This window comes from Agromyces sp. Soil535, from assembly GCF_001428255.1.
Taxonomy (GTDB): Bacteria; Actinomycetota; Actinomycetes; order Actinomycetales; family Microbacteriaceae; genus Agromyces.
The window spans coordinates 122,957-146,521 of the sequence record NZ_LMRW01000012.1 but is presented as its reverse complement, the minus strand read 5'-3'; the positions used below and the strand labels follow the sequence as shown (position 1 = coordinate 146,521).

At 70.9% G+C, this 23,565-nt stretch carries 25 protein-coding genes, 1 pseudogene and 1 riboswitch; of the genes and pseudogenes, 19 read left to right on the top strand and 7 right to left on the bottom strand.

The window, feature by feature from the left end:
• Position 1 precedes the first annotated feature (1 nt).
• The 8 genes from ASG80_RS10065 (at position 2) to ASG80_RS10030 (ending at position 6,280) form a co-directional block, all read left to right on the top strand.
• Positions 2–577, top strand: coding sequence for a GNAT family N-acetyltransferase (locus ASG80_RS10065; protein ID WP_056730154.1), 576 nt, complete (start codon positions 2–4; stop codon positions 575–577).
• Positions 577–1,329: an HAD family hydrolase gene (locus tag ASG80_RS10060; RefSeq protein WP_056730152.1), complete on the top strand. Its 753-nt coding sequence runs from the start codon at positions 577–579 to the stop codon at positions 1,327–1,329. The genes ASG80_RS10065 and ASG80_RS10060 overlap by 1 nt, the downstream gene beginning before the upstream one ends.
• A gap of 112 nt (positions 1,330–1,441) precedes the next feature.
• Positions 1,442–1,587: riboswitch (FMN riboswitch) on the top strand.
• Positions 1,588–1,675: 88 nt separating this feature from the next.
• Entirely contained in the window at positions 1,676–2,716 is a 1,041-nt protein-coding gene (ribD, locus tag ASG80_RS10055) for a bifunctional diaminohydroxyphosphoribosylaminopyrimidine deaminase/5-amino-6-(5-phosphoribosylamino)uracil reductase RibD (RefSeq protein WP_056730150.1), read from the top strand.
• A gap of 1 nt (position 2,717) precedes the next feature.
• Positions 2,718–3,383: a riboflavin synthase gene (locus ASG80_RS10050; RefSeq protein ID WP_056730148.1), complete on the top strand. Its 666-nt coding sequence runs from the start codon at positions 2,718–2,720 to the stop codon at positions 3,381–3,383.
• Positions 3,380–4,684 (top strand): bifunctional 3,4-dihydroxy-2-butanone-4-phosphate synthase/GTP cyclohydrolase II, encoded by a 1,305-nt coding sequence (locus ASG80_RS10045; protein WP_056730146.1) that lies wholly within the window; start codon positions 3,380–3,382, stop codon positions 4,682–4,684. The genes ASG80_RS10050 and ASG80_RS10045 overlap by 4 nt, the downstream gene beginning before the upstream one ends.
• Positions 4,681–5,151, top strand: coding sequence for a 6,7-dimethyl-8-ribityllumazine synthase (gene ribH, locus ASG80_RS10040; protein ID WP_056730143.1), 471 nt, complete (start codon positions 4,681–4,683; stop codon positions 5,149–5,151). The genes ASG80_RS10045 and ribH overlap by 4 nt, the downstream gene beginning before the upstream one ends.
• Before the next feature lie 88 nt (positions 5,152–5,239).
• Positions 5,240–5,596, top strand: coding sequence for a hypothetical protein (locus tag ASG80_RS10035; protein ID WP_056730141.1), 357 nt, complete (start codon positions 5,240–5,242; stop codon positions 5,594–5,596).
• A gap of 264 nt (positions 5,597–5,860) precedes the next feature.
• Positions 5,861–6,280, top strand: coding sequence for a hypothetical protein (locus ASG80_RS10030; protein ID WP_235508264.1), 420 nt, complete (start codon positions 5,861–5,863; stop codon positions 6,278–6,280).
• A gap of 29 nt (positions 6,281–6,309) precedes the next feature.
• Here ASG80_RS10030 and ASG80_RS10025 read toward each other — a convergent pair whose 3' ends face one another.
• Complete coding sequence (locus ASG80_RS10025) at positions 6,310–6,663, bottom strand: hypothetical protein (RefSeq protein ID WP_056730139.1); 354 nt, start codon at positions 6,661–6,663, stop codon at positions 6,310–6,312.
• Between the two features lie 133 nt (positions 6,664–6,796).
• Here ASG80_RS10025 and ASG80_RS10020 point away from each other — a divergent pair, with 133 nt between their 5' ends.
• The gene (locus ASG80_RS10020; RefSeq protein ID WP_056730136.1) at positions 6,797–7,111 is read left to right on the top strand and encodes an antibiotic biosynthesis monooxygenase; all 315 of its coding nucleotides are present in this window, start codon (positions 6,797–6,799) and stop codon (positions 7,109–7,111) included.
• Positions 7,112–7,126: 15 nt separating this feature from the next.
• Here the strand turns inward: ASG80_RS10020 and ASG80_RS10015 are convergent, their stop codons facing one another.
• Genes ASG80_RS10015 through ASG80_RS10005 form a run of 3 tightly spaced genes read right to left on the bottom strand, consistent with a single transcriptional unit; the run spans position 7,127 to position 9,716 of the window.
• Positions 7,127–7,960, bottom strand: coding sequence for an ABC transporter permease (locus tag ASG80_RS10015; RefSeq protein WP_056730134.1), 834 nt, complete (start codon positions 7,958–7,960; stop codon positions 7,127–7,129).
• Positions 7,957–8,793, bottom strand: a complete 837-nt coding sequence (locus ASG80_RS10010; RefSeq protein WP_156401771.1) for an ABC transporter permease — start codon at positions 8,791–8,793, stop codon at positions 7,957–7,959. Before ASG80_RS10010 ends, ASG80_RS10015 begins: the two co-directional genes overlap by 4 nt.
• On the bottom strand, positions 8,790–9,716 hold the full coding sequence (locus ASG80_RS10005; protein WP_056730132.1) for an ABC transporter ATP-binding protein: 927 nt from the start codon (positions 9,714–9,716) through the stop codon (positions 8,790–8,792). The genes ASG80_RS10010 and ASG80_RS10005 overlap by 4 nt, the downstream gene beginning before the upstream one ends.
• A 77-nt stretch (positions 9,717–9,793) precedes the next feature.
• Between ASG80_RS10005 and ASG80_RS10000 the strand changes: the two genes are divergently transcribed.
• The 4 genes and pseudogenes from ASG80_RS10000 to ASG80_RS09990 all read left to right on the top strand — a co-directional run bounded on the left by ASG80_RS10000 (position 9,794) and on the right by ASG80_RS09990 (position 13,719).
• A complete protein-coding gene (locus tag ASG80_RS10000) occupies positions 9,794–10,714 on the top strand; it encodes a pseudouridine-5'-phosphate glycosidase (protein WP_056730900.1) in 921 nt (306 codons plus the stop codon).
• Positions 10,698–11,651: a carbohydrate kinase family protein gene (locus tag ASG80_RS09995; RefSeq protein WP_235508263.1), complete on the top strand. Its 954-nt coding sequence runs from the start codon at positions 10,698–10,700 to the stop codon at positions 11,649–11,651. The genes ASG80_RS10000 and ASG80_RS09995 overlap by 17 nt, the downstream gene beginning before the upstream one ends.
• Positions 11,647–11,745, top strand: a pseudogene (locus ASG80_RS24430) (AsnC family protein); the annotation flags it as partial. The gene ASG80_RS09995 and the pseudogene ASG80_RS24430, both read left to right, overlap by 5 nt.
• A gap of 81 nt (positions 11,746–11,826) precedes the next feature.
• The gene (locus tag ASG80_RS09990; protein WP_056730130.1) at positions 11,827–13,719 is read left to right on the top strand and encodes an ABC transporter ATP-binding protein; all 1,893 of its coding nucleotides are present in this window, start codon (positions 11,827–11,829) and stop codon (positions 13,717–13,719) included.
• Positions 13,720–13,746: 27 nt separating this feature from the next.
• On the opposite strand, the gene ASG80_RS09985 is transcribed toward ASG80_RS09990, so the two are convergent.
• On the bottom strand, positions 13,747–14,832 hold the full coding sequence (locus ASG80_RS09985) for a ScyD/ScyE family protein (protein WP_056730129.1): 1,086 nt from the start codon (positions 14,830–14,832) through the stop codon (positions 13,747–13,749).
• A 526-nt stretch (positions 14,833–15,358) separates the two neighbouring features.
• On the opposite strand from ASG80_RS09985, the gene ASG80_RS09980 reads away from it, so the two are divergent.
• From ASG80_RS09980 to gabT, 3 genes are all read left to right on the top strand, one after another.
• Positions 15,359–16,186 (top strand): hypothetical protein, encoded by an 828-nt coding sequence (locus tag ASG80_RS09980; protein ID WP_056730127.1) that lies wholly within the window; start codon positions 15,359–15,361, stop codon positions 16,184–16,186.
• Between the two features lie 72 nt (positions 16,187–16,258).
• Positions 16,259–16,798 carry a 2'-5' RNA ligase family protein gene (locus tag ASG80_RS09975; protein ID WP_056730125.1) on the top strand — a complete coding sequence of 180 codons (540 nt, stop codon included), beginning with the start codon at positions 16,259–16,261 and terminating at the stop codon, positions 16,796–16,798.
• Positions 16,799–16,807: 9 nt separating this feature from the next.
• On the top strand, positions 16,808–18,136 hold the full coding sequence (gene gabT / locus ASG80_RS09970) for a 4-aminobutyrate--2-oxoglutarate transaminase (protein ID WP_056730124.1): 1,329 nt from the start codon (positions 16,808–16,810) through the stop codon (positions 18,134–18,136).
• An 81-nt stretch (positions 18,137–18,217) separates the two neighbouring features.
• On the opposite strand, the gene ASG80_RS09965 is transcribed toward gabT, so the two are convergent.
• Together ASG80_RS09965 and ASG80_RS09960 are read right to left on the bottom strand one after the other, a co-directional pair.
• Positions 18,218–18,592 (bottom strand): DUF1622 domain-containing protein, encoded by a 375-nt coding sequence (locus ASG80_RS09965; RefSeq protein WP_056730122.1) that lies wholly within the window; start codon positions 18,590–18,592, stop codon positions 18,218–18,220.
• 111 nt (positions 18,593–18,703) lie between these two features.
• Entirely contained in the window at positions 18,704–20,569 is a 1,866-nt protein-coding gene (locus tag ASG80_RS09960) for a phosphoenolpyruvate carboxykinase (GTP) (RefSeq protein ID WP_056730120.1), read from the bottom strand.
• Positions 20,570–20,697: 128 nt separating this feature from the next.
• On the opposite strand from ASG80_RS09960, the gene ASG80_RS09955 reads away from it, so the two are divergent.
• The 3 genes from ASG80_RS09955 (at position 20,698) to ASG80_RS09945 (ending at position 23,550) form a co-directional block, all read left to right on the top strand.
• The gene (locus ASG80_RS09955; protein WP_056730118.1) at positions 20,698–22,140 is read left to right on the top strand and encodes a helix-turn-helix domain-containing protein; all 1,443 of its coding nucleotides are present in this window, start codon (positions 20,698–20,700) and stop codon (positions 22,138–22,140) included.
• 100 nt (positions 22,141–22,240) lie between these two features.
• Positions 22,241–22,582: a PadR family transcriptional regulator gene (locus tag ASG80_RS09950; protein ID WP_056730116.1), complete on the top strand. Its 342-nt coding sequence runs from the start codon at positions 22,241–22,243 to the stop codon at positions 22,580–22,582.
• Complete coding sequence (locus tag ASG80_RS09945) at positions 22,579–23,550, top strand: permease prefix domain 1-containing protein (protein WP_056730114.1); 972 nt, start codon at positions 22,579–22,581, stop codon at positions 23,548–23,550. Before ASG80_RS09950 ends, ASG80_RS09945 begins: the two co-directional genes overlap by 4 nt.
• The last annotated feature ends 15 nt before the right edge of the window (positions 23,551–23,565 follow it).

Here is a 23,565-nt window from a genome sequence, read left to right as displayed (position 1 = left end):
CGTGCGACCCGTCGACCTCCGCACGCCGCGACTCGTCCTCGACGAGCCGACGCTCGCCGATGCCGACCTCGTCACCGCCTACTGCCAGGATCCCCTATTCGAGCGGTACCTCACGACACCGTGGCCGTACGCCCGCGCCGACGCCGAGGCGTTCCTTGGCACGTACGTGCCCGACTCGTGGGCGAGTGGGGCCGAGCTGACCTGGGCGATCCGCGCCTCGGAGGGCGGAGCGCTCCTCGGCATGATCAGCGTGCGCGAGGCGCAGCACGAGCTCGGCTACTGGATGGGCGCGGCCCACCGCGGGTCGGGCTTCATGAGCGAGGCTGCCCTCGCCGTGGCGGAGTGGGTGCTCGGTGGCGGCATCCGGGGCGCGAGGTCGCTGATGTGGCGAGCCGTGGAAGGCAACCTCGCCTCCGCGCGGGTCGCGCGAGCCGTGGGCTTCCGCCGCATCGAGCCGACCGACCCGACCGTCCCGACCCGCGACGGGGGCACGCTGCCCGCATGGCACGCCGTACGCACGTCGCCGGTCGACCCGGAAGCCCACGCCAGCTGGGCATCGATCCTCGGGGGGCCGTGATGAGCGCCGCCGTCACGGGTCCGGTGGTGCTGTTCGACCTCGACGACACGCTCATGGCCCATCGTGAGGCCGTGGCGGAGGGCATCGTGCGTTACATGCGCGAACGCGCATACGACGGCGACGAGCGAGCCGCGGCACGCCGGTGGCACGAGCTCGAGGAGGAGCACTACACGGCATACCTCGGTGGCCGGCTGAGCTTCGAGGACCAGCGCCGTGCCAGGGCGGCAGCCTTCGCGCGCGAGTTCGGCGACGAACTCGACGATCCCGCGGCGAGCGAGTGGTTCGCCGAGTACTTCCGGCACTACCGCGACTCGTGGATGCTGCACGACGACGTGCTGCCCGCACTCGACGCCCTCGCCGTCTTCCTGCCGCGTGTGCGGTTCGGCATCGTCACGAACGGCGAACTCGAGTACCAGATGGCCAAGATCGTGCGGCTCGCCCTGGACGGGCGGGTGGAGCATGTGGTCGCCTCGGCCGAGGTCGGCATCGCGAAGCCCGAGCCGGGGATCTTCCTCGACGCGCTCGAGCGCTTCCGCCGCACCGCCCCCGTCTCAGCCGCGGCGTACGTCGGCGACCGCCTGCGCACCGACGCCATCGGGGCGGCCCGCGCAGGCCTGGTCGGCGTGTGGCTCAATCGCCATGCCGTCCGGCCGCCCGTCGACGAAGCGGCCGAAGCCGTCGAGGCGGGCGTGCTGGAGATCCGCGGCCTCGATGAACTCGCCGGTCAACTGGTGCCGCGCCTCGCGCGCTGAACGCGAGAACGGGCCGGGCTCGCTCGCGGACCGGCGTCGCGGCATAGCCTCTGCCCCCGCTCGTGACGGGAATAGCCCGCCCGCGTACGCGTTGACCTAGAATCGACACGAGAAACGTGCTCCGGGGTCGGTGTAATTCCGAACCGGCGGTGACAGTCCGCGAGCTGCGAGCACGAGGCCGACAGGTCTCGGGCGAGCGGTTGAACCGGTGGAATTCCGGTACCGACGGTGAAAGTCCGGATGGGAGGCGGCACGTGTCGGCTGCGCTGTGCGCAGTCGATGCCGAGGTGATGGACACCGCGGCATCGCCGATGCATCCCCCGGAGCCCTGAGGACAGGACGCGGGATGACCACGGGTGAGCACACGATGGCGGATGCCGCCGCCATGCGCCGCGCCCTCGAGCTGGCCGCACGCGGCCCCGCCCGCGGCGTGAACCCGCGCGTCGGCTGCGTCATCCTCTCGCCGCACGGCGACGTGCTCGCCGAGGGATGGCACCGCGGCGCCGGAACCCCCCACGCCGAGGTCGACGCGCTCGCGAAGCTCGCCCCGGGTGCCGCAGAGGGCGCGGTCGTCGTCGTCACGCTCGAGCCGTGCAACCACACCGGGCGAACCGGTCCCTGCGCGGTCGCGCTCATCGATGCCGGCGTCAGCCGCGTCGTCTACTCCGTCGCCGATCCGGGCGACCACTCCGCGGGCGGCGCCGAGCGCCTCCGCGCCGCCGGCGTCGACGTCACGGGCGGCGTGCTCGCCGAGGAGGTCGAGGCGATGCTCGACGACTGGCTCTTCGCCGCCCGGCACCGTCGTCCGCGCGTGACCGTGAAGTGGGCGGCGAGCCTCGACGGCCGCGCTGCGGCATCCGACGGCTCGAGCCAGTGGATCACCGGCCCCGCCGCGCGCGCCGACGTGCACCGTCGCCGCGCCGCCGCCGACGCCATCGCGGTCGGCACCGGCACCGTCTTCGCCGACGACCCCGCGCTCACGGCCCGCGCCCCCGGCGGCGAGTTCTTCGACGCGCAGCCGATCCCCGTCGTGTTCGGGCGGCGCCCCGTTCCTGCCGACGCGGCGCTCACGCGGCATCCGCACGCCCCCGTCTTCGTCGAGGGCGCCGACCTGGCAGCCGACCTGCACGAGCTGCAGGTCCGCGGCATCCGCTCGCTCTTCGTCGAGGGCGGGCCGACCCTCGCGAGCGCGTTCCTCGCCGCGGGCCTCGTCGACGAGCTGCTGGTGTACTTCGCGCCCGTCCTGCTCGGCGGGCACAGGGTCGCGATCGACGACCTCGGCATCGCGACCATCACCGATGCCCGACGCTTCGACTTCGCCGCCGTCGAGCGGCTCGGCGACGACCTGCTCGTCGTCGCCCACCCCAGACCGACCGAAGGGAACTGACATGTTCACCGGAATCATCGAGGAGCTCGGCACCGTCACGCGCGTCGAGCGGAGCGCGGATGCCGCGCGCCTCACCGTGCGCGGGCCGCTCGCCTTGCAGGGCGTGAAGCACGGCGACTCCATCGCCGTCTCGGGCGTGTGCCTCACCGTCGTCGAGTTCGACGCCGAGTCGTTCACCGCCGACGTCATGGCGCAGACCCTCGAAATGTCGACGTTCGACGCCGCCCACGAGGGCCTCGAGGTCAACCTCGAACGCGCGGCCCTCGTCGGAGACCGGCTCGGCGGCCACATCGTGCAGGGCCACATCGACGGAACCGCGCGCGTGCTCGAAATCCGCCCGGGCGACGCGTGGCGCGTCATCCGCTTCTCGCTCGACGAGGCGCACGCCCCGCTCGTGGTGGACAAGGGGTCGATCGCGGTCGACGGCGTCTCGCTCACCGTGAGCGCGCTCGGCGACGAGCCCGCTGGCTCGTGGTTCGAGGTGTCGCTCATCCCGGAGACGCTCACCGCCACGACCCTAGGCCGGCTCGAGGTCGGCGACCTCGTGAACCTCGAGACCGACATCCTCGCCCGGCACGTCGAGCGGATGCTGCGCCTCGACGCGCACCGCTCGCTGCCCTCGTCGCTCGCCGAACCGGTCGCCACCGGAGCGGGGAGGCTCGCATGAGCCTCGCCACGATCCCCGAGGTGCTCGAGGCGCTGCGCGCCGGCAAGCCCGTGATCGTCGCAGACGACGAGGCACGCGAGAACGAGGGCGATGCGATCATGGCCGCCGAGTTCGCGACCCAGGAGTGGATCGCGTGGATGGTGCGCCACACGAGCGGCTTCCTCTGCGCGCCGATGCCGAACGCGGTCGCCGACCGCCTCGAGCTCCCGCTCATGACCGAACGCAACGAGGACGTGCGAGGGACGGCCTACACGATCTCGGTCGACGCCGCCGATCGCACGTCGACCGGCATCAGCGCGGCGGACCGCGCCCACACGCTGCGGGTGCTCGCCGACGCCGCCTCGACGCCCGAGCGGCTCATCCGGCCCGGCCACATCCTGCCCCTGCGCGCCGTCGACGGCGGCGTGCGCGAGCGCGCCGGCCACACCGAGGCGGCGGTCGACCTGATGCTGCTCGCCGGGCTCTCCCCCGTCGGCGTGATCGGCGAGATCGTGGCCGACGACGGCGAGATGATGCGCCTGCCGGGGCTCATCGAGCTCGGGGCGCGCGACGGGCTTCCTGTCACGACGGTCGCGGCGCTCATCGAGTGGATGGACGAATGGCACCCCGGCCACGCCCTCGGCGCGGTCGTCGCGCCGGCCGCCGTTCCGGAGTCCTCGCGGGTCGCGTTCGAGGTCGAGACCGCACTGCCGACGGAGCACGGCATGTTCAGGGTGCGCGCCTACCGCGACCGCAACACCGGGGCCGACCACGTCGCGTTCATCGCGGGCGATCCCGCGAACGACCCAGCGGGCGCGATCGTGCGGGTGCACTCCGAGTGCCTCACGGGCGAGGCGTTCGGGTCGCTGAAATGCGAGTGCGGCCCGCAGCTCGACGCCGCGCTCGACGAGATCCAGGACGTCGGCGGCGTCGTGGTGTACCTGCGCGGCCACGAGGGCCGTGGCATCGGCCTCATCAACAAGCTCCGCGCCTACCGGCTGCAGGAGGACGGCCTCGACACCCTCGACGCCAACGTGGCGCTCGGGCTGCCGATCGACGCGCGCGACTACGGCGCAGCCACGGCGATCCTCGCCGATCTCGGCGTCGAGACCGTGCGCCTGCTCACCAACAATCCCGAGAAGGTGCGCCAGCTCGAGGCGCACGGCATCCGCGTCGCGGAGCGCGTGCCCCTCGTCGTCGGCGTCGGCGCGGGCAACACGGAGTACCTCGACACGAAGCGCCGCCGAATGGGGCACGCGATCGACGACCACCAGCTGACGGATGCCGCGGCTGAGGCCCTCCTGAAAGGACACGCATCATGAGCGGAGCAGGCTCCCCCGAGCTCGACGTCGACGGTACCGGCCTCCGGGTCGTGATCGTCGCCGGCAGCTGGCACGACGAGATCACGGACGGCCTGATCGCGGGCGCGACCCGTGCGCTCGAGGCATCCGGAGCCTCCTTCGACCTCCTGCGCGTGCCCGGCAGCTTCGAGCTCCCCGTCGTGGCGAAGGCGGCCCTCGAAGCGGGCGCCGACGCGGTGGTCGCGCTCGGCGTGATCATCCGCGGCGGCACGCCCCACTTCGAGTACGTGTCGTCGGCGGCGACCGATGGGCTCACGCGAGTCGCGCTCGACACGGGCAAGCCGGTCGGGTTCGGGGTGCTCACGCTCGATGACGAACAGCAGGGGCTGGACCGGGCCGGGCTCCCCGGCTCCAAGGAGGACAAGGGGCGCGAGGCGGCCGAGGCGGCCGTGGCGACTGCTCGGGCGCTGAGCTCGGTCTGGCGCTGAGCGCCCGGCATCCGACCTTCGATTGATTTCGCCCGACAGGGTCCCGTTCGGCTGGTGCCGGGGAACGCGCGGCTCCTATGCTCGTGGCATGGACGTCCTGCGCATCATCCTCCTCATCCTGCACTTCGTCGGCCTCGCCATGCTCTTCGGCGGATTCCTGGTGCAACAGAAGGCGATCGCGGCAGGTGAGGGCACCGTGCTCCCCATCATGTGGCGCGGCGCGCTCACGCAGATCGTGACCGGCATCCTCCTCGTGGCGACCATCCAGATCGGCGACCTGGCCGACCTGAACAACGTGAAGCTCGGGGTGAAGCTCCTCATCGCGATCGTCATCACGGTGCTCGTTTTCGTCTACCGCAAGAAGACTCCCGCTCCGAGCTGGGCCCTCTGGACGGTCGGCGGGCTCACGTTCGCGAACATCGTGATCGCGGTCGCCTGGCGCTGATGGCGCCGTTCGGCGCACGATCCATGCCGCTCATCGCGTACGAAGTCGAGGCTGCATCCTTGTAGGGCCGACACGATCGACGGGGCGGGTGCCGCGGGCCAGCCGGCCCGCGGCATCCGCCCTGTTTCGCGCTGGTGAACGGTTCGCTCATTCTCTTTCTCGCCGGACGGAGCCCGGCGTAGCATGGCACCGAACAGGGCCGCCGAGACGTCTGCCGGCACCGTCGGCGCTCGGCCGCCCGGGACGGCGAGCCGCAGGATGAACATGACGATGGACATGATGAAGGGCGCCATGTCATCGTCGGACATGCCGATGAAGGGCATGGATCCGGCGATGATGCAGGAGTGTATGGAGGCCCTCTCCGCGTGCATGCAGGCGTGCATCATGTGCGCCGACGCGGACGCGGGCGAGGGCATGGCGAAGTGCGCCGGCCTGTGCTCCAATTGCGCCGACGTGTGCGACACCATGATGCGCATGATGCTGCGCATGAACGGCTGGGACATGCAGGTCATGATGTCGATGATGCAGACGACGGTCATGATGTGCCGTGCCTGCTCGGCGGAGTGCATGATGCACGCCGACATGAGCGAGCACTGCCGGATGTGCGCGATGGCCTGCGATCAGGCGGTCATGGCGATGGAGAAGATGATGGGCTCGATGAGCGAGGCGATGCCGATGGCGTGAGCGTCGCGACCCCTGCGGGAGACCCGATCTCAGGCGTAGGCGACGCTGAACCGCTCGTCGCCGCTGGCGAGTACGCCGTAGAGGGCGTGGAGGGCGACCGGCTCCCCCGCGCGGAGTGTGCCGGCGAACCCGTCGTGGTGCCACACCCGCCGCACGTCGCCGGCGTGGAAGCCGACGATCGTCGCGAAGCCGTCTCCGTCGATCTCCGCCACGATGGCGTCGATCCACTTGCTGGCGGTCGTCGTTGCGAGGCGATCCTGCATGGCGTGCAGCCCGTGACCCGGACGGTCACTGCGGCACTCCGACGCCGACACGCAGCCGCGCATGCCCATCGCCGCGCCCGTGCGGGGCTCGGTGGTGGCGCGCGGCTCGTGGTGCGACATGAGGGCTCCTCGGTGTTCGATTCCGCCACGATACGCTCGGCGCATCCGGATGTCGCTGCGGTCCGTCACACGCGGAAACACTCCGTCCACGCCCACCCGTGACCTCGCGGGCGCGCCGGGCTAGCGTGGGCGCATGTTCATCCACATGTCGATCCACGTTCCGAATCCGGGCTTCGAGCAGGATGTGCTCGACTCCATGAACCGGGTGAGGCTCGCCGCCCTGGGCACGCCCGGCTTGGTGCATATCGGGCCATGGCGGGAGGACGGCGGCGGCCGGATCGTCGGGATCGCGATGTGGGAGACGCGGGCCCACTGGGAGGCGGCGCTTCCGGCCCTCTTCGCGGTCGCCGAGGCAGACGACCCCGACGACCGGTGGCACGCGTCGCCACCGGAGCGGATCCTGCTCGAGGACGCCTGGATACTGCCGCCCGACGACCTCGTCGACTGAGCCTCGGAGGACGATCTAGTCGAGGAAGAGCGCCCGAAGCCGCCGCGTCGTGAAGACCAGTCCGATCGCGATCATGACCAGGTAGTAGAGAACATGCCAGAGCATGCCCCAGCTCACGTCACCGGTGGTGAGCCCGCGCACCAGCTCGACGCCGTGCCAGAGCGGCAGCGCCTCGATGAAGCGCTGCAGCCACTCGGGGTACACCGTGATCGGATAGAACGTCGCCGAGAACAGGAACATCGGGAGCATCACGAAGTTGATCCAGTCCATCTGCTGGAAGGTCTTCATGTAGCTCGTGATCGCCATGCCGACGCTCGCGAAGCCGAACGCGATGAGCAGCACCGCCGGGATCGCGAGCAGCGCCCACCACGAGAGGTTGAGCCCGAGCACCTGCATCACGAGCTGGAACCCGACCGCGTACAGCGCGCCGCGAAGGAGCGCGAGGAGGATCTCGCCGAGGGCGACGTCGAGCGGGCCGAGTGACGTCGAGAGCATGCCCTCGTAGAGCTTCGCGAACTGCATCTTGAAGAACACGTTCCACGTCGAGTCGTAGATCGCACCGTTCATGGCGGCGACCGCGAGCAGCGCCGGGGCGATGAACGCCGCGTAGGGCACCTCCTGGCCGCTCGCCGTCGTCACCGTCCCGACGAGTGCGCCCAGGCCGATGCCCATGGCGAGGAGGTAGAAGATCGGCTCGAAGAACCCGCTCACGACGACGAGCCAGTTCGTGCTTCGCGTCGCCCGCCAGCCGCGCAGCATGACCGCGCGGGCGTTGCCGGCGTAGAGCGATCGAACCGGACGCGGGCGGGGGCCGGGCTGCACGAGATCTCGCTGCGTGACGCCGATCATCGGCCGAGCCTCCTCACGGCGATGCGCCGGGCCCAGGCCCATCCGATCGCCACGAGCGCCACGAGGTATGCGACGTGCACCACGGTGAGCCAGATCGGCTCCGCGTAGCCGTAGGAGAAGACTCGTGCCAGCTCGGTGCTGTGCCAGAGCGGGGAGATCCAGCCGATCCACTGCAGTGCGATGGGGAAGGTCGACAACGGGAAGAACGTGCCCGAGAAGAGCGTCATCGGCAGCACCACGAAGCGCATGACCATGGCGAGCTGTCCGGTGTCCTCCTCGAGCGTCGACGTGTAACCCATGAGCACGGCGCCGAACGCGAGCCCGCCGAGCAGGCCTGCGGGAATCATGAGGAAGGCGATCGGCGACGGCGCCGCCCCGAACACGAGGATGAGCGCGAAGAACAGGAGCAGGTTCACCGTCATGCGCACCGCGACGGAGATCATGACGCCGTCGACGATCTGCGTGGGCCGGAGGGGCGAGGCGCTCATGCCGGTGAAGGTGGGGTTCCACTTGTAGCCGAGCATGATCGGGTACGTGAACTCCTCGCTCGCCACCGTGATGGCCGCGCTTGCGAGCAGCGCAGGCGCGACGAACACGAGGTAGCTGACGCCGCCGAGGTCGACGTCGACGATGGTGGCGAGCCCGACGCCGAGGGCGTACAGGTAGATGAGCGGGTTACCGATGCCGGCGACCACGACGGTGCCGGTGTAGCTCTTCATCACCCGGAACCGGTGCAGCGCGACGTACCACGCCCCCCACCGGCGCGGCTTGCGCCCCCCGGCGATCGCGCGCGCGGTGTCGCTGCGAGGCTCGGTGCTCAGGCCGTGGCTCATTCGATGAGGCTCCGTCCGGTGAGGCGGAGGAAGACGTCCTCGAGGCTCGAGCGACGCACCAGGCTCGTGATCGGGTGGAGCCCGGCATCCGTGATGCGCACGAGCTCCGCCTCGCCGTCGTCGCTGTAGACGAGGATGCGGTCGGGCAGCACCTCCATCCGGTCGCCGATGCCCACGAGTCGCTCGGCGACCTCGCTGTTGCGGTCGCTGCCGAAGCGCACCTCGAGCACCTCGCGCGAGGAGTAGCGCCTGATGAGCTCCGCCGGGGTGCCCTCGGCCATGATCGTGCCCTTGTCGACGACGACGAGCCGGTCGCAGAGCTGCTCGGCCTCGTCCATGTAGTGGGTCGTGAGCAGGAGGGTCGTGCCCTGCTCCTTGAGCCGGAACAGGCGGTCCCACAGGATGTGGCGCGCCTGCGGGTCGAGGCCGGTGGTCGGCTCGTCGAGCAGCAGCACGCGCGGATCGTTGATGAGCGCCCGGGCGATGGTGAGGCGGCGCTTCATGCCGCCCGAGAGCGAGTCGACCTTCGCCTTGCCCTTCTCCTCGAGCTGCGCGAACGCCAGCAGCTCGTCGGCGCGCTTCGCGACGAGTCGGCCGGGCAGGCCGAAGTACCGGCCGTAGACGAGGAGGTTCTCCCGCACCCGGAGCTCGGTGTCGAGGTTGTCGGACTGAGGCACGACGCCGAGCTGCGACCGGATCTCGGGCCCGAACGCGTCGGGGTCGAGGCCGAGCACGGACAGGTCGCCGGCGGTGCGCGTGGACACCGCCCCGACCATGCGCATCGTCGTCGACTTGCCGGCGCCGTTCGGCCCGAGCAGGCCGAACGACTCTCCCGGCGCGACCTCGAAGGAGATGCCGTCGACCGCGGCGAAGTCCCCGTAGCGCTTCACGAGTTCTCGGGCGACGATGACTGGTTCCGACACGGTTCCCCACGTTAGTGCGGGCCGCCGACATCGGCGAGAGAGCGCCACTCGCGTCGGCCTCGACCTACCATGGCGGGATGCAGTCACCGTCTCCCTCCGCCATCCGGCTCGGCGAAGAGGTCGCCGCCGCGATCGCCGACTCCCGCCCCGTGCTCGCGCTCGAGTCGACGATCCTCAGCCACGGCCTGCCGACTCCCCGCAACCTCGAGGTCGGCCTCGCGTCGGAGGAGCTCGTGCGCGACGCCGGCGTCGTCCCGGCGACGATCGGCGTGATCGACGGCGTTCCGGTCGTCGGCCTCTCGCCCGCCGAGATCGAGCGGCTCTGCACCGTCGCCGAGGTCGTGAAGGTGAGCGTGCGCGACCTGCCGATCGCCCGGGCCAAGCGGCTCGACGGCGGCACGACGGTCGCGGCGACGGCCTGGCTCGCGCACCGCGCCGGCATCCGGGTGATGTCGACGGGCGGCCTGGGCGGCGTGCATCGTGGGGCGAGCGAGACGTTCGACGAATCGGCGGACCTCACCACGCTCGCCGAGACTCCGATCACGCTCGTGAGCGCGGGCGTGAAGTCCATCCTCGACATCAGGGCGACGCTCGAACGCCTCGAGACGCTCAACATCCCGGTCGTCGGCTACCGCACGAACCGGTATCCCGGCTTCTACGTCGCCGACTCGGGCTTCGCGCTCGACTACCGCCTCGAGAGCCCTGCGGATGCCGCGGCACTCGCGCGCGCCCGCGACGAGCTCGGGCTGTCGGCAGCCGTGCTCGTGGCGAACCCGGTGGACGAGGCGAAGCAACTCGACCCCGGCCTCCACGACCGGGTGCTCGCCGACGCGATCGCCGCGGCATCCGAGGCAGGGATCACCGGGCACGACACCACGCCGTTCCTCCTCGATCACCTGCAGCGCGCGACGGGCGGGCGCAGCCTCGAGGTGAACCTCGAGGTGTATCGCGGCAACGTCGCGCTCGGCGCGGAGATCGCACGTGCCCTCGCGGGCTGAGGTGCCGGCCGACGTGAGCGGCCACGGCAGCACGGCGCGCGTGCTCGCGATCGTCGGCGATCTCGTCGAGGACGTCGTCGTCTGGGCGTCGGAGCCGGTGCGCGCGGCCACGGACACCGCGGCACGGGTCTTCCGCGCCCGAGGCGGGAGCGGCGCGAATGTCGCCGCCCTCGCGGCGCCGCTCGTGCCCACGCGCTTCATCGGCAGGATCGGCGCGGATGCCGCGGGCGAGGCGCTCGCCACGGAGCTCGCCGCGGCCGGGGTCGACGTGCGCGTGCAGCGCATCGGGCGCACGGGCACGGTCGTGCTCCTGGTCGACACCGACGGCGAGCGCACGATGTTCCCCGACCGCGGAGCCTCTGCGGAGCTCGCCGACGTCGATCCCGCGTGGCTCGATGACGTCGCCTGGCTGCACCTGCCGGCCTACGGCCTCGAGCGCGAGCCCATGCGCGGCGAGCTGGTGCGGCTCGCTGCCGTCTCGCGCGGCGCCGGCGCGCGCGTGTCGGTGGATGCCTCGTCGGCGGGCCTGCTCACCGCGCTCGGCGTCGACGAGGCGCTCGGGCTGATCCGCGAGATCGCGCCCGACGTGCTCTTCGCGAACGAGGACGAGGCCGCGTTGCTCGGGCTCTCGGGTGGCGACGGCGCGGCATCCGTCGCACGCCTCGTGATCGTGAAACACGGGCCGCTGCCGACCGATGTGATCGAGGCGGGAGCGCTCGCCGCGCGCGTCGACGTCGCGCCGGTCGACGGCATCCGCGATCTCACGGGCGCGGGCGACGCGTTCGCGGCCGGGTTCCTCGCGGCGACGCTTCAGGGTGCGGATGCCGCAGCGGCGTGCCTCGCCGGACATGCGCGCGCGGCTTCCGTGCTCGTGAACCCCGGCGCGCACGCGACCCCGTCCGCCACGAGCCCCGGCACATCCGTCAACCTGAATTGACAGAGCCCGCGCCACCGGGGCCAGCTGGCAGCTCATCGCCATCGCCCTCGAGGTGTCGAAGCAGGCGGTGCACAAGAAGTACGGACGCAGGTAGGCCACGTATGCTGCAAGGCGGCGACGGCGCAGGCATCGAGCGGATGCGGCATCCGCTTCCCACGCGGATCAGGAAGAGCACATGAGCGACACGCAGACCCCCACGAACACCCGACGCAGCCCCTTCGCCCGCCGTGGAACTTCGGCGCCCGGCCCCAGGGCGACCTTCCGGCAACTGCTGCCGTTCATCTTCGAACACCGGCCGGTGCTCATCTGGGTCGCCGTGCTCTCGGTCATCGGGGCGCTCACGAGCCTTGCCCAGCCGCTGCTCGTGGCCCAGGTGATCGACCTCGTCGAGGCCGGCCAGCCGCTCGGCTGGATCGTGTGGGGCCTCATCGCGCTCGTGATCGTGAGCGGCATCATCTCGGGCTACCAGCACTACCTGCTGCAGCGCACGGGCGAGGGCGTGGTGCTCTCCAGCCGAAAGCGCCTCGTCGCGAAGCTCCTGCGCCTGCCGATCGCGGAGTTCGACACGAGGCGCACGGGCGACCTCGTGTCGCGCGTCGGCAGCGACACCACGATGCTGCGCGCCGTGCTCACCCAGGGACTCGTCGAGGCGATCGGCGGCACCGTCACGTTCGTCGGCGCGCTGATCGCCATGCTCGTCATCGACCCCGTGCTGCTCGGCCTCACGGTACTCGTCATCGCCGTGGCCATCACCACCGTGACCCTGCTGTCGGGCCGCGTGCGCGAGGCGTCGCACCAGGCGCAGGAGAAGGTCGGCGACGTCGCGGCATCCGTCGAGCGCGCCATCAGCGCCGTGCGCACGATCCGCGCGGCCGGAGCGACGGACCGTGAGAACCGTGCCGTCGACACCGAAGCCGAGGGCGCGTGGCAGATGGGCGTGGAGGTGGCGAAGATCTCGGCGCTCATCGTGCCGATCGCCGGCATCGCGATGCAGGTCTCGTTCCTGGTCGTGCTCGGCGTCGGCGGGTACCGCGTCGCGTCGGGCGCCATCACCGTCGCGGACCTCGTGGCGTTCATCCTGTTCCTGTTCATGATGATCCTGCCGCTCGGGCAGGCGTTCGGCGCCGTCACCTCGGTGAACATGGCCCTCGGGGCCCTCGGCCGCATCCAGGAGATCCTCGACCTGCCCGACGAGGACGCGTACGACCGCGACCTCGCACCCCGCGCACTCATGGTCGGCGAGGCGAACGAGGGCATGCTCCCGGATGCCGCGGCGATCGCGTTCGACGACGTGCACTTCGCGTACGCGGCCACACCGCAGGACCCGGCCGATCCGGGCAACGACTCCCCCGACGAGCACCTGCCCGAGCCCGACGTCACCGCGCGCCAGCCCGTGCTGCGCGGCGTCTCGTTCCAGGTGCCGCGCGGCCGGCGCATCGCGCTCGTCGGCCCGTCGGGCGCCGGCAAGTCCACGATCCTCTCGCTCATCGAGCGGTTCTACGACCCGAGCGTCGGCGCGGTGCGGATGGGCGGCCTCGACGTGCGCTCGATCGACCGCGGCGCGCTCCGGGCCCAGATCGGCTACGTCGAGCAGGACGCGCCGGTGCTCGCCGGCTCGCTGCGTGACAATCTCAAGCTCGGCAGCCCCGATGCGACCGATGCGGAATGCGAACAGGTGCTGCGCGCGGTCAACCTCGGCAGCGTGCTCGACCGCGATCCCGCGGGGCTCGATGCGGCCGTCGGCGAGGACGGGATCATGCTCTCCGGCGGCGAGCGCCAGCGGCTCGCGATCGCCAGGGCGCTGCTCGCCGCACCCCCGATCCTGCTGCTCGACGAGTCGACGTCCTCGCTCGACGGCGTCAACGAGCGCATGATGCGCGAGGCCATCGACGCCGTCTCGGCGGGCCGCACGCTCATCGTCATCGCGCACCGGCTCTCCACCGTCATCGACTCCGACCGCATCATCGTGCTCGAGGAGGGCCGGGTCATCGGCGAAGGCACGCACGCTGAGCTCGTGGAATCCGTGCCGCTCTACCGCGAACTCGCAGCGCATCAGCTGCTCGTCTGAGGCGCGCGGGCGGTTCGGGGCCGAACGCTACCGCAGCCCGATCGAGACGACCTTTCCGTCGCCGAACACGTCGGTCGAGACGTAGAGCCGGCCGCTCTGCCACTCGATGCCGGCAGGGAAGGGGAGGTCCGCGAAGGAGCTGACCTCGCCGCGCTTCGTGATGACCGACACCTGGTCGCCGAACAACTCAGCAACGAACACCGTGCCGTTCGGGGCGACCGCGAGGCCGGTCGCACCGGCGAACCCGGACGCGTACAGCTGCACCTCACCCGTCGCCGGGTTCACGCGGTACACGGCGCCTCGCGCACCCAGGCTCACATCCTCGGGGCCTCCCGGGAGCGAGGTGACGTACAGCCAGCCGTCTGCGCCCAACTCGACGTCGGTCGGCACCGGCTCGGTGATGAAGTCGTGACCGACGACGCACTCGGGCAGACCGAACGACGCGGCGAGTTCGTCCGTGGCGACGAAACTCGACGGCGGCAGCACGGCGACCGTCGAGATGTTCCCAGCCGCGTCGACCACGAGGACGGCGTTCGCGCCGGCATCCGCGACGTAGGTCACGTCCTTCAGCATGAGCGAGCCGTACACATGGGTGTCGATCGCGCCACCGTGCGGGCCGACGAAGGGCAGCAGGAACGGCGGGATCTGCGCGAGACAGTCCGGCGCGAGGTCGCGGAAGCCGTATTCGGCGCTCGCGTCCGGATTGTTCGCCTGTTCCCAAGCGAGCACGTCGATCGACGTCACCGTTCCGTCTGCGGCGCGCTGCATGAGCCGGGAGGCGAGCACCTGCGTCATGTCACCCTCGCGCTCACCCCACGTCACGACGTCGCCGAGGGTCGAGACCGCGGCAATGCCGGGGCCGGTCGCGAGCGTCTCGGAAGCCCCGCCGGAGACCTTCGTGAGCAGGCCGGCGAAGTCCTGGCCGATGTAGAGCGTGCCGTTCGGCGTCACGTCGAACGTGAGCGGGCCTACGAGGTGCTCGGCCAGCGTCACCGTATCGCCGGGAGACGGCGGTTTCGGCCCGTTCGGCGCGGCCGTCGCCGGGGTCGCGAGCGCCGTGAGCGCCACCCCCGTGAGCGTCGCGATCGTCGCAAGCGCGCTGACTCGTCGCATGTGTTTCTCCCTTGAGACACGCCGCCGCGGGAGGCTCTCCCGTCTGGGCCGCTGTCTCCGGCCACAGCTTCGACGGATGCCTGGACTCTACCGACATGCGAATGCGGCCAAAACCCCCGAACGAGGCACACATGCGTCTCGGACGTCGGCAATCGGGGATCCCGGGTCGCGTCTGTGTCGATCTCAGTACTGACGCGGATGTCGCGAGCGAACGGGTAGGCACACCTGACCCGCCGAGAGATCGTCCCGAATCGACCTCATCCATGGCGACTCCGGCACTGATGCCGAAACTGCATCAGTGCCGGAGCTGGCGCGGACTCAGACCGCAGAGGAGAGACGGCCCGGTTCGGTGCCGCCTCGTGCCGCGCCGACTCGGCGACGAGCCGGGACGGGCGCCGGGCAATTCAGGGACAACCCGAGCGAACCTCAGTGCTCGCTCGGATGGCCGGTCGCGGCGCGGTCCGTAGCGTCGGACAGTGCATCCGGTTCAGGATGCCCCGAGCCCATTCCCCCACGGAGGACCATCATGACCATCGCGACCGTGTCCGGCGCCCGCGACCTCTCCCGCCTCGACGAGCTCCCCGTCGAGCTCATCGACGACCTGCCGAACGCCACGGACGGCGCCGCCGGGTCGGCGCGCAACGGTCTCGGCGACTCGTTCGACCGCATCCAGTCCGGCATCCAGGGCTGGCTGCGGCACTGGGAGCCGCAGCGGCTGCCGGCGTTCACCGCCGTGCGCGACGAGATGCCCGAGGGCGACCGCGGGCGCAGCGCCCTGCAGGCTGCGCCCACGCAGGCCGACGGCGCCGTCCGCATCACGGCGAGCCTGTATGACCCGCCGAACCGCGAGGGCGCCCCCCTCAGCTGGTCGCGCAACTGGGCGAGCGTCGCGGTGCTGCCGCCCCCGCGCGAGTCCGGACGGCTCTACTACCGCTTCCGCGTCTCGAGCCGGCTCGTGCTCGATGGCCAGGCCGCGCTCAGCCTCGTCTCGACGAGCGTGAACTTCGGCATCGTCGCGGATGCCGCGAAGGCGAGCCCGTTCCACACCCCGGGCTTCGCGACCCCGATCGCCCGTCCGCTCGTGGGCGTCCAGGCCCGCGAGGACCAGGACGCGTCCGCGTCGCAGGTCTTCGAGGGATCGATCGCGGTGCGTCAGGGCGACACTCCAGCGATGGCGTTCGTGATCGGCACCGACCTGCTCTTCGACGACGGCTGGGTGCGCGTGCACGAGGGTTCGAGCACGTGGATCGGATCGACCGAGCCCGGCGCGAGCGGCACCGTGGAGTTCCGCTACGCACCGGCCGCGATGCTGCGACTGCTCGGGCGGCTCGACGAGCCGCACCGCGTCGTCTGATCCGGCGTCCGAACGACCCGTCGGCCCGACCAGGCCCGAGACGAAGATGCGCGCCCCGGCTAGACTCGCCGGATGGCGCGCTTCGTCGTCGTGCTGCCCCTCGTGCCGCTCGCCGCGGGCGACGAGTTCACCGTCGCCGACTGGCCCCTGCACGTCACCCTGGTCGAGCCTTTCCAGACCGGGCTCGGGGGCGACGACGTGGCGCGACTCCTCGGCGGCGTCGACGGCATCGCGCACGGAGCACGGGTGATCCACGCCGCAGCCGGCGAGGAGGACATGTTCGGGCGGCGACGCGACGTGCCGGTGACGCTCGTCCGCGACGGCGGGGAGCTCGCCGCGCTGCGAGCGCGCACCATCGACGCGCTCGGCGCCGCCGGCGTGGACGTGCGCTCGCGCCTCGACTTCCGTCCGCACGTGACGCGCAAGCACCACGGCCGGCTCCGCCCCGGCGAGCGGGTGCGGCTCGACACCGTCGCGCTCATCGACATGCGCCCGTCAGAGGGTGCCCACCACCGTCGAGTGGTCGCCGCGTGGCGGCTCGACGCGGCATCCGCTCGGCCACCTGCGACGCCGGGCACCGGCGAAACGGGACGGAAACCGACGCCGACGTAGGCTCGGGGCATGTCGTTCTCCGTTCCCCAGCAGCGCCACCTCGTCACCGAACTGCCCGGCCCCCGCTCGCGCGAGCTGCTCGAGCGCCGCCGCCGTGCGGTGTCGCGCGGGGCCGGCACGCTCGCCGACATCTTCATGGACCACGGCTCGGGAGCGATCCTCGTCGACGTCGACGGCAACCGGCTCATCGACCTCGGCTGCGGCATCGGCGTGACGACGATCGGGCACGCCCACCCAGACGTCGCGGCCGCGGCATCCGCACAGGCCTCGAAGCTCACGCACACGCTCTTCACCGTGACTCCCTACGAGAACTACGTCCGCGTCGCCGAGAAGCTCGCCGAGATCACGCCCGGCGACTTCGAGAAGCGCTCGATCCTCGTGAACTCGGGCGCCGAGGCGGTCGAGAACGCCGTGAAGATCGCCCGCAAGTACACGGGTCGCCGCGCGATCGCCTCGCTCGACCACGCGTTCCACGGTCGCACCAACCTCACGATGGCCATGACCTACCGCCCGTGGCCGGAGCGCGCCGGCATGGGGCCGTTCCCCGGCGAGCTGTACAGCGTGCCGTCGAGCTACCCCTTCAAGGACGGGTTGAGCGGTCCGGATGCCGCGGCCCGCACCATCGACTACATCGTCACGCACATCGGGGCATCGGAGCTCGCGGCGCTGTTCGTCGAGCCGATCCAGGGCGACGGCGGCGTCGTGATCCCCGCGGAGGGCTACTTCGAGGCGCTCGCGGCGTTCTGCGCCGACCACGGCATCCTGTTCGTCGCCGACGAGATCCAGGCCGGCATCGCGCGTACGGGCGCCTGGTATTCCATCGAGCACTTCGGCGTCGTGCCCGACCTCGTGACGACCGCGAAGGGCATCGCCGGCGGGTTCCCGCTCGCGGCCGTCACCGGACGCGCCGAGGTCATGGACGCGGTGCAGCCGGGCGGCATCGGCGGCACGTTCGGCGGCAACCCGGTGTCGACGGCGGCGGCCCTCGCGACCTTCGAGGTCATCGAGCGCGACGGGCTCATCGCCGAGGCGCAGCGCGTCGAGCGCGCGTTCGCCGCGCGCATCGGCGACTGGGCGGCGCGCTTCCCCGTGGTCGGTGAGGTGCGCGGCCGCGGTGCGATGTGGGGTGCGGAGCTCGTGATACCAGGAACCCGCACGCCGAACCCGGGCGCATTGAAGGCCGTGATCGCGCACGCCGCGGCGAACGGCGTCATCGTGCTCGACGCCGGCTCGTGGGACAGCGTGCTGCGGTTCCTGCCGAGCGTCGTGATCAGCGAGGAGCTCGTCGACGACGCGGCATCCGTGATCGAGGAGGAACTCGCCCGCCAGAGCGTGTGAGCACTACCTCCCGCGTCGGTCCCACACGTGCACGACAACGGACGGCCAGGCGGTTGCCGCCCGCGGGGGTGCCGCGCCGGGTCAGATCGCTTCCGCCGGCGCTGGTTCGTCGGTGGGCTCGTCGCGCTTGTGCCATGGCCAGCGCCCCGACACCTCCAGCTCGAGTGCCCAGCTGAGGAACGTGCGGATGAGGACGATGATCGCGAGCACCACGACCGAGTCGAGCGTCGGCGTCACGGCGACCGTCTTGATGATGTCCGCCGCCACGAGCAGCTCCAGCCCGAGCAGGATGGCCCGGCCGAGCACGCGCCGGAAGCGCGTGTACACGGGACGGATGCGACGGATGCCCCGCAAGCCCGCGTCGACGATGGCATACACGACGCCCACCACGATGGCGATCACGCCGACGATGTCGACGACCTCGCCGACCGCGGAGATGACCTGCCCGAACTCCATCGCGCTCCCCTCTGCGGCACACGCTAGCCCGGCGGTGCTCATCCACGGGCACGACACGCACGAGGGCCGGGGCGCGCCTTCCCGTGCGCGCCCCGGCCCTCGAATCGCGCGTTACGCGTCCTGGTGCGCCAGGTGGTAGCGCAGGCTCGCGAGCTCCGCCTTGAGGGCGGCGGGCACACGGTCGCCGAACTGTGCGAAGTACTCCTCGGTGAGGTCGCACTCCGCGAGCCAGGTGTCACGGTCGACGTGGAAGAGCTGCTCGAGCGCGTCATCGGTGATCTCGAGCCCGTCGAGGTCGAGTGAGCCGGATGCCGGGAGCAGGCCGATCGGCGTCTCGACCGTGTCGGCTGTGCCCTCGATGCGGCCGACGATCCACTCGAGCACGCGCGAGTTCTCGCCGAACCCGGGCCACAGGAACGAGCCGTCGTGGCCCTTGCGGAACCAGTTGACCTGGAAGACCTTCGGCGCGTTCGTGCCGAGCACGCGGCCCATCTTCACCCAGTGACCCCAGTAGTCGGCCATGTTGTAGCCGCAGAACGGGAGCATCGCGAACGGGTCGCGTCGCAGCTCGCCGACGGTGCCCTCGGCGGCCGCGGTCTTCTCCGACGAGATCGTCGCGCCCATGAACACGCCGTGCTTCCAGCTTCGCGCCTCGGCGACGAGCGGCACGTTCGTGGCACGGCGACCGCCGAACAGGATCGCGTCGATCGGCACGCCGTCGTGGGCGTCCCAGTCGTCGGAGATCTGCGGGCACTGGGCCGCCGCAACCGTGAAGCGCGAGTTCGGGTGCGCGGCCGGGTGCCCGGATGCCGGCGTCCAATGCCTGCCCTGCCAGTCGGTGAGCTCGGCCGGCGCATCGTCGGTAAGGCCTTCCCACCAGACGTCGCCGTCAGGACGGAGCGCCACGTTCGTGAAGATCGTGTTGCCCCAGAGCGTCTGCACCGCGGTGGGGTTGGTCGACTCGCCGGTGCCGGGCGCGACGCCGAAGAAACCCGCCTCGGGGTTGATCGCGTAGAGGCGTCCGTCGTCGCCGGGGCGCATCCAGGCGATGTCGTCGCCGATCGTCTCGACCTTCCAGCCGGGGATCGTCGGGCGCAGCATTGCGAGGTTCGTCTTGCCGCACGCCGACGGGAACGCCGCCGCCACGTGGTACGCCTTGCCTTCGGGCGAGGTGACCTTGATGAGCAGCATGTGCTCGGCGAGCCATCCCTCGTCGCGGGCCATGACGCTCGCGATGCGCAAGGCGAAGCTCTTCTTCGCGAGCAGGGCGTTGCCGCCGTAGCCCGAGCCGTACGACCAGACCTCGCGGGAGTCGGGGAACTGCACGATGTACTTCGTGTCGTTGCAGGGCCACTCGACCTCGGAGCGGCGGTGGCCGACGCCGTCGACGAGGGGGTAGCCGACCGAGTGCACGGTGTGCACCCACGGCTCGCCGGCCTCGATCAGGCGGTAGACCTGCTCGCCCATGCGGGTCATGATGCCCATGTTCAGCACGACGTAGGGCGAGTCGGTGATCTCGACGCCGAGCTGCGAGATCGGGCCGCCGAGGGGGCCCATCGAGAACGGCACGACGTACATCGTGCGGCCCTTCATCGAGCCGTCGAACACGTCGAGGAGCTCCTCGCGCATCTCGCGGGGGTCGCGCCAGTTGTTCGTGGGGCCGGCGTCCTCCTCGTAGGTCGAGCAGATGAACGTGCGGTCCTCCACCCGGGCCACATCGCTCGGGTCGGTACGCGCCAGGTAGCTGTTGGGTCGCCATTCGGGGTTGAGCTTGATGAGCTTGCCCTCGGCGACCAGCTGCTTCGTCAGCAGGTCGGCCTCGTGCTTGGATCCGTCGCACCAGACGATCTCATCGGGCTTGGCGAGCGCCGCGATCTCGTCGACCCATGCGCGCAGGGCGGCGTCGGTGGTGCCTCGCTGCGCGTGCCCGGCGGTGTCGGACCCTGTCGTTCCGGTGGAGAACTCGGAGATCGTCATCGTCGTCCCTTTCGTGGGTTCCCGACCGGCGGCCGGAGTGGTTGGTACTTCAAGGATGCGCCGGATTGCGGCATCCATACGACGATCTCGCGTGTTAAGAATCATCGATCTTTCGCTATTCTTAAGCGATGAAAGCCGGCACCCCAGACCTCGCGACCCTCGGCCAGCGCATCCGCCACTTCCGGGGCGAGCGCGGCCTGACCCTCGACCAGCTCGGCGATGCAGTGGGCCTCGCGGGCAGCCAGCTCTCGCTCATCGAGAACGGCAAGCGCGAGCCGAAGCTCTCCACGCTCGACGCGCTCGCGGCGTCGCTGGGAGTCGAGCTCGCCGACCTCCTGGCCCGCGAGGCGCCGAGCCGACGCGCGGCGCTCGAGCTCGAACTCGGCCGCGCCCAGTCGAGCCCCCTCTACGCGAGCATGGGCCTCCCGGCGATCCGTCCGGGTCGCGGCGTCACCGACGAGACGCTCGAGGCGATCGTCGGGCTGCACCGGGAGCTGCAGCGGCGTGCCAGCGAGGCCATCGCGACCCCCGAAGAGGCCCGTCGCGCGAACACCGACCTCCGCGAGCGCATGCGCGAACAGGACAACTACCTCGCCGACATCGAGCAGCTCGCCGAGGAGCAGGTGCGTGCCTCGGGCCATCGCACGGGTGCGCTCACCCACCGCGAGGTCAGCGTGATGGCCGAGCGCCTCGGATTCCAGCTCATCTACGTGAACGACCTTCCCGACTCCACGCGCTCGATCACCGACCTCGCGAACGGGCGCGTCTACCTTCCGCCGGCGTCGATCCCCGGTGGCCACGGCCTGCGCTCCATGGCATTGCAGGCGATGGCACACCGGTTGATGGGCCACACCCCCCCGGCGAGCTACGACGAGTTCCTCTGGCAGCGACTCGAGATCAACTACTTCGCGGCCGCCTGCCTGATGCCGCAGGAGGCATCCGTCGCGTTCCTACAGCAGGCCAAGAAGGAGAAGCGGCTCGCGATCGAGGACTTCCGCGACGCGTTCGGGGTGACCCACGAGGCGGCGGCACTGCGCTTCACGAACCTCGCCACGAGCCACCTCGACATGACCCTGCACTTCCTCAGGGTCGCCGGCGACGGCGCGCTGCTGAAGGGCTACGAGAACGACGGCCTCCTCCTGCCGACGGATGTCACGGGCTCGATCGAGGGCCAATGGGTCTGCAAGAAGTGGAGCGCCCGCGCCGCCTTCGAGCAGACCAATCGCACGACCGAGAACTACCAGTACACCGACACGCCTGCGGGCACGTTCTGGTGCGCCACGCAGACCGGACGCACGGATGCCGCGGAGTTCTCGATCACGGTGGGCGTGCCGTTCGCGCAGGCGAAGTGGTTCCGCGGGCGGGAGACGACCCTGCGGGCGGCCTCGACCTGTCCCGACGAGTCGTGCTGCCGTCGCGCGCCCAACGGGCTCGCCGAGCGCTGGGCCGGGCAGGCATGGCCGAGCGCACGCCTGCACGCACACGTGCTGTCGCCGCTGCCGTCGGGCACCTTCCCCGGCGTCGATGACGCCGAGGTGTACGAATTCCTCGAGGCGCACGCCGAGCAGTAGGCCCCGGCCCACTCCTTGGAACGGATGCCGGCACCATGGAGCATCCGTCACTTCATTGTGTCTCCTGCGATAGTGTGTGAGACACAGTATCGTGTCGGTCATGGGCACCGATGAGACCACCGCCGGCCACCTGCAGGAGCTGCGCCGCGGCACCGTCGTGCTCGCGTGCCTGATCCGCCTGCGCACGCCCGACTACGGGTATGCGCTGCTCGAGTCCCTCAACGGTCTCGGAATCACAGTCGACGCGAACACCCTCTACCCGCTCCTCCGCCGGCTCGAGAAGCAGGCGCTCCTCACGAGCGAGTGGAACACCGACGAGGCACGGCCCCGCAAGTTCTACCGCACGAGCACCGAGGGCGAACGACTCGCCGAGGTGCTCACCGCCGACTGGCACCTGATCGATGAGGCGCTGCGGCGCCTGACCACGGGAGACGAACGATGACCACCCTCACCGACCGCTACGTCTGGGCTGCGAGCCGCAGCGTGCCAGAGTCCCAGCGCACCGACCTCGAGCGCGAGTTGCGCGAGCGCATCGGCGACGCGACCGACGCCCTCGTCGAGACGGGGCGTGCGCCCGCCGACGCCGAACGCATGGCCCTCGTCGAGCTCGGCGACCCGGCGGCCCTCGCCGCGAGCTACGTCGACCGGCCGCTGCAGCTCATCGGGCCGCGCTATTACCTCATGTGGTGGCGCCTGCTGAAGCTCCTGTACTCGGTGGTGCTGCCGATCGCCGTCGCAGCGGTCGCCTTCGCGGAGATCCTCTCGGGTGCCGACGTCGGCGAGGTCATCGGCAGCGCCGTCGGAGTGGGCTTCTCCCTCGCCGTGCACCTCGGGTTCTGGACCACCCTCGCGTTCGCGGTCCTCGAGCGCTCGCCGGGCAAGGGCGCCGACCTCGCCTGGACGCCCGACATGCTCCCACAGTTGCCCGAGCTCAGCCGGCCGGGTCGGCGCGGCGAGCTCATCGGATCGCTCGTGTTCCTCGGCATCTTCGCCCTCGTGCTCGTCTGGCAGCAGTTCGGGCTCCCCTGGGTCGGCGCGCTCGAGGCGATCCCGCTGCTCGATCCCGAGCTGTGGAGCTTCTGGATCCCGTACTTCCTCGCGCTCATCGTGCTCGAGATGCTGTTCGCGATCGCGATCTACGCCTGGGGCTGGACCTGGTGGCTCGTCGTCGCGAACCTCGTGCTGAACGTCGCGTTCGTCGTGCCCGCGCTGTGGCTGTTCACCACCGGGCAGCTCATCAACCCCGAGGCGCTCGAGGCCATGGGCTGGCCGTGGGGCGACGCAGGCGACGTAATCGTGCCGGTCTTCGTCGCGGTCGTGATCGGCGTCGCCGTCTGGGACGTCATCGACGGCGTCATCAAGACGGTTCGCGGCAGGGGCGGCGCGATGCCCACGCTCGGGCGGACCTGACCGCGGCGCGATCCG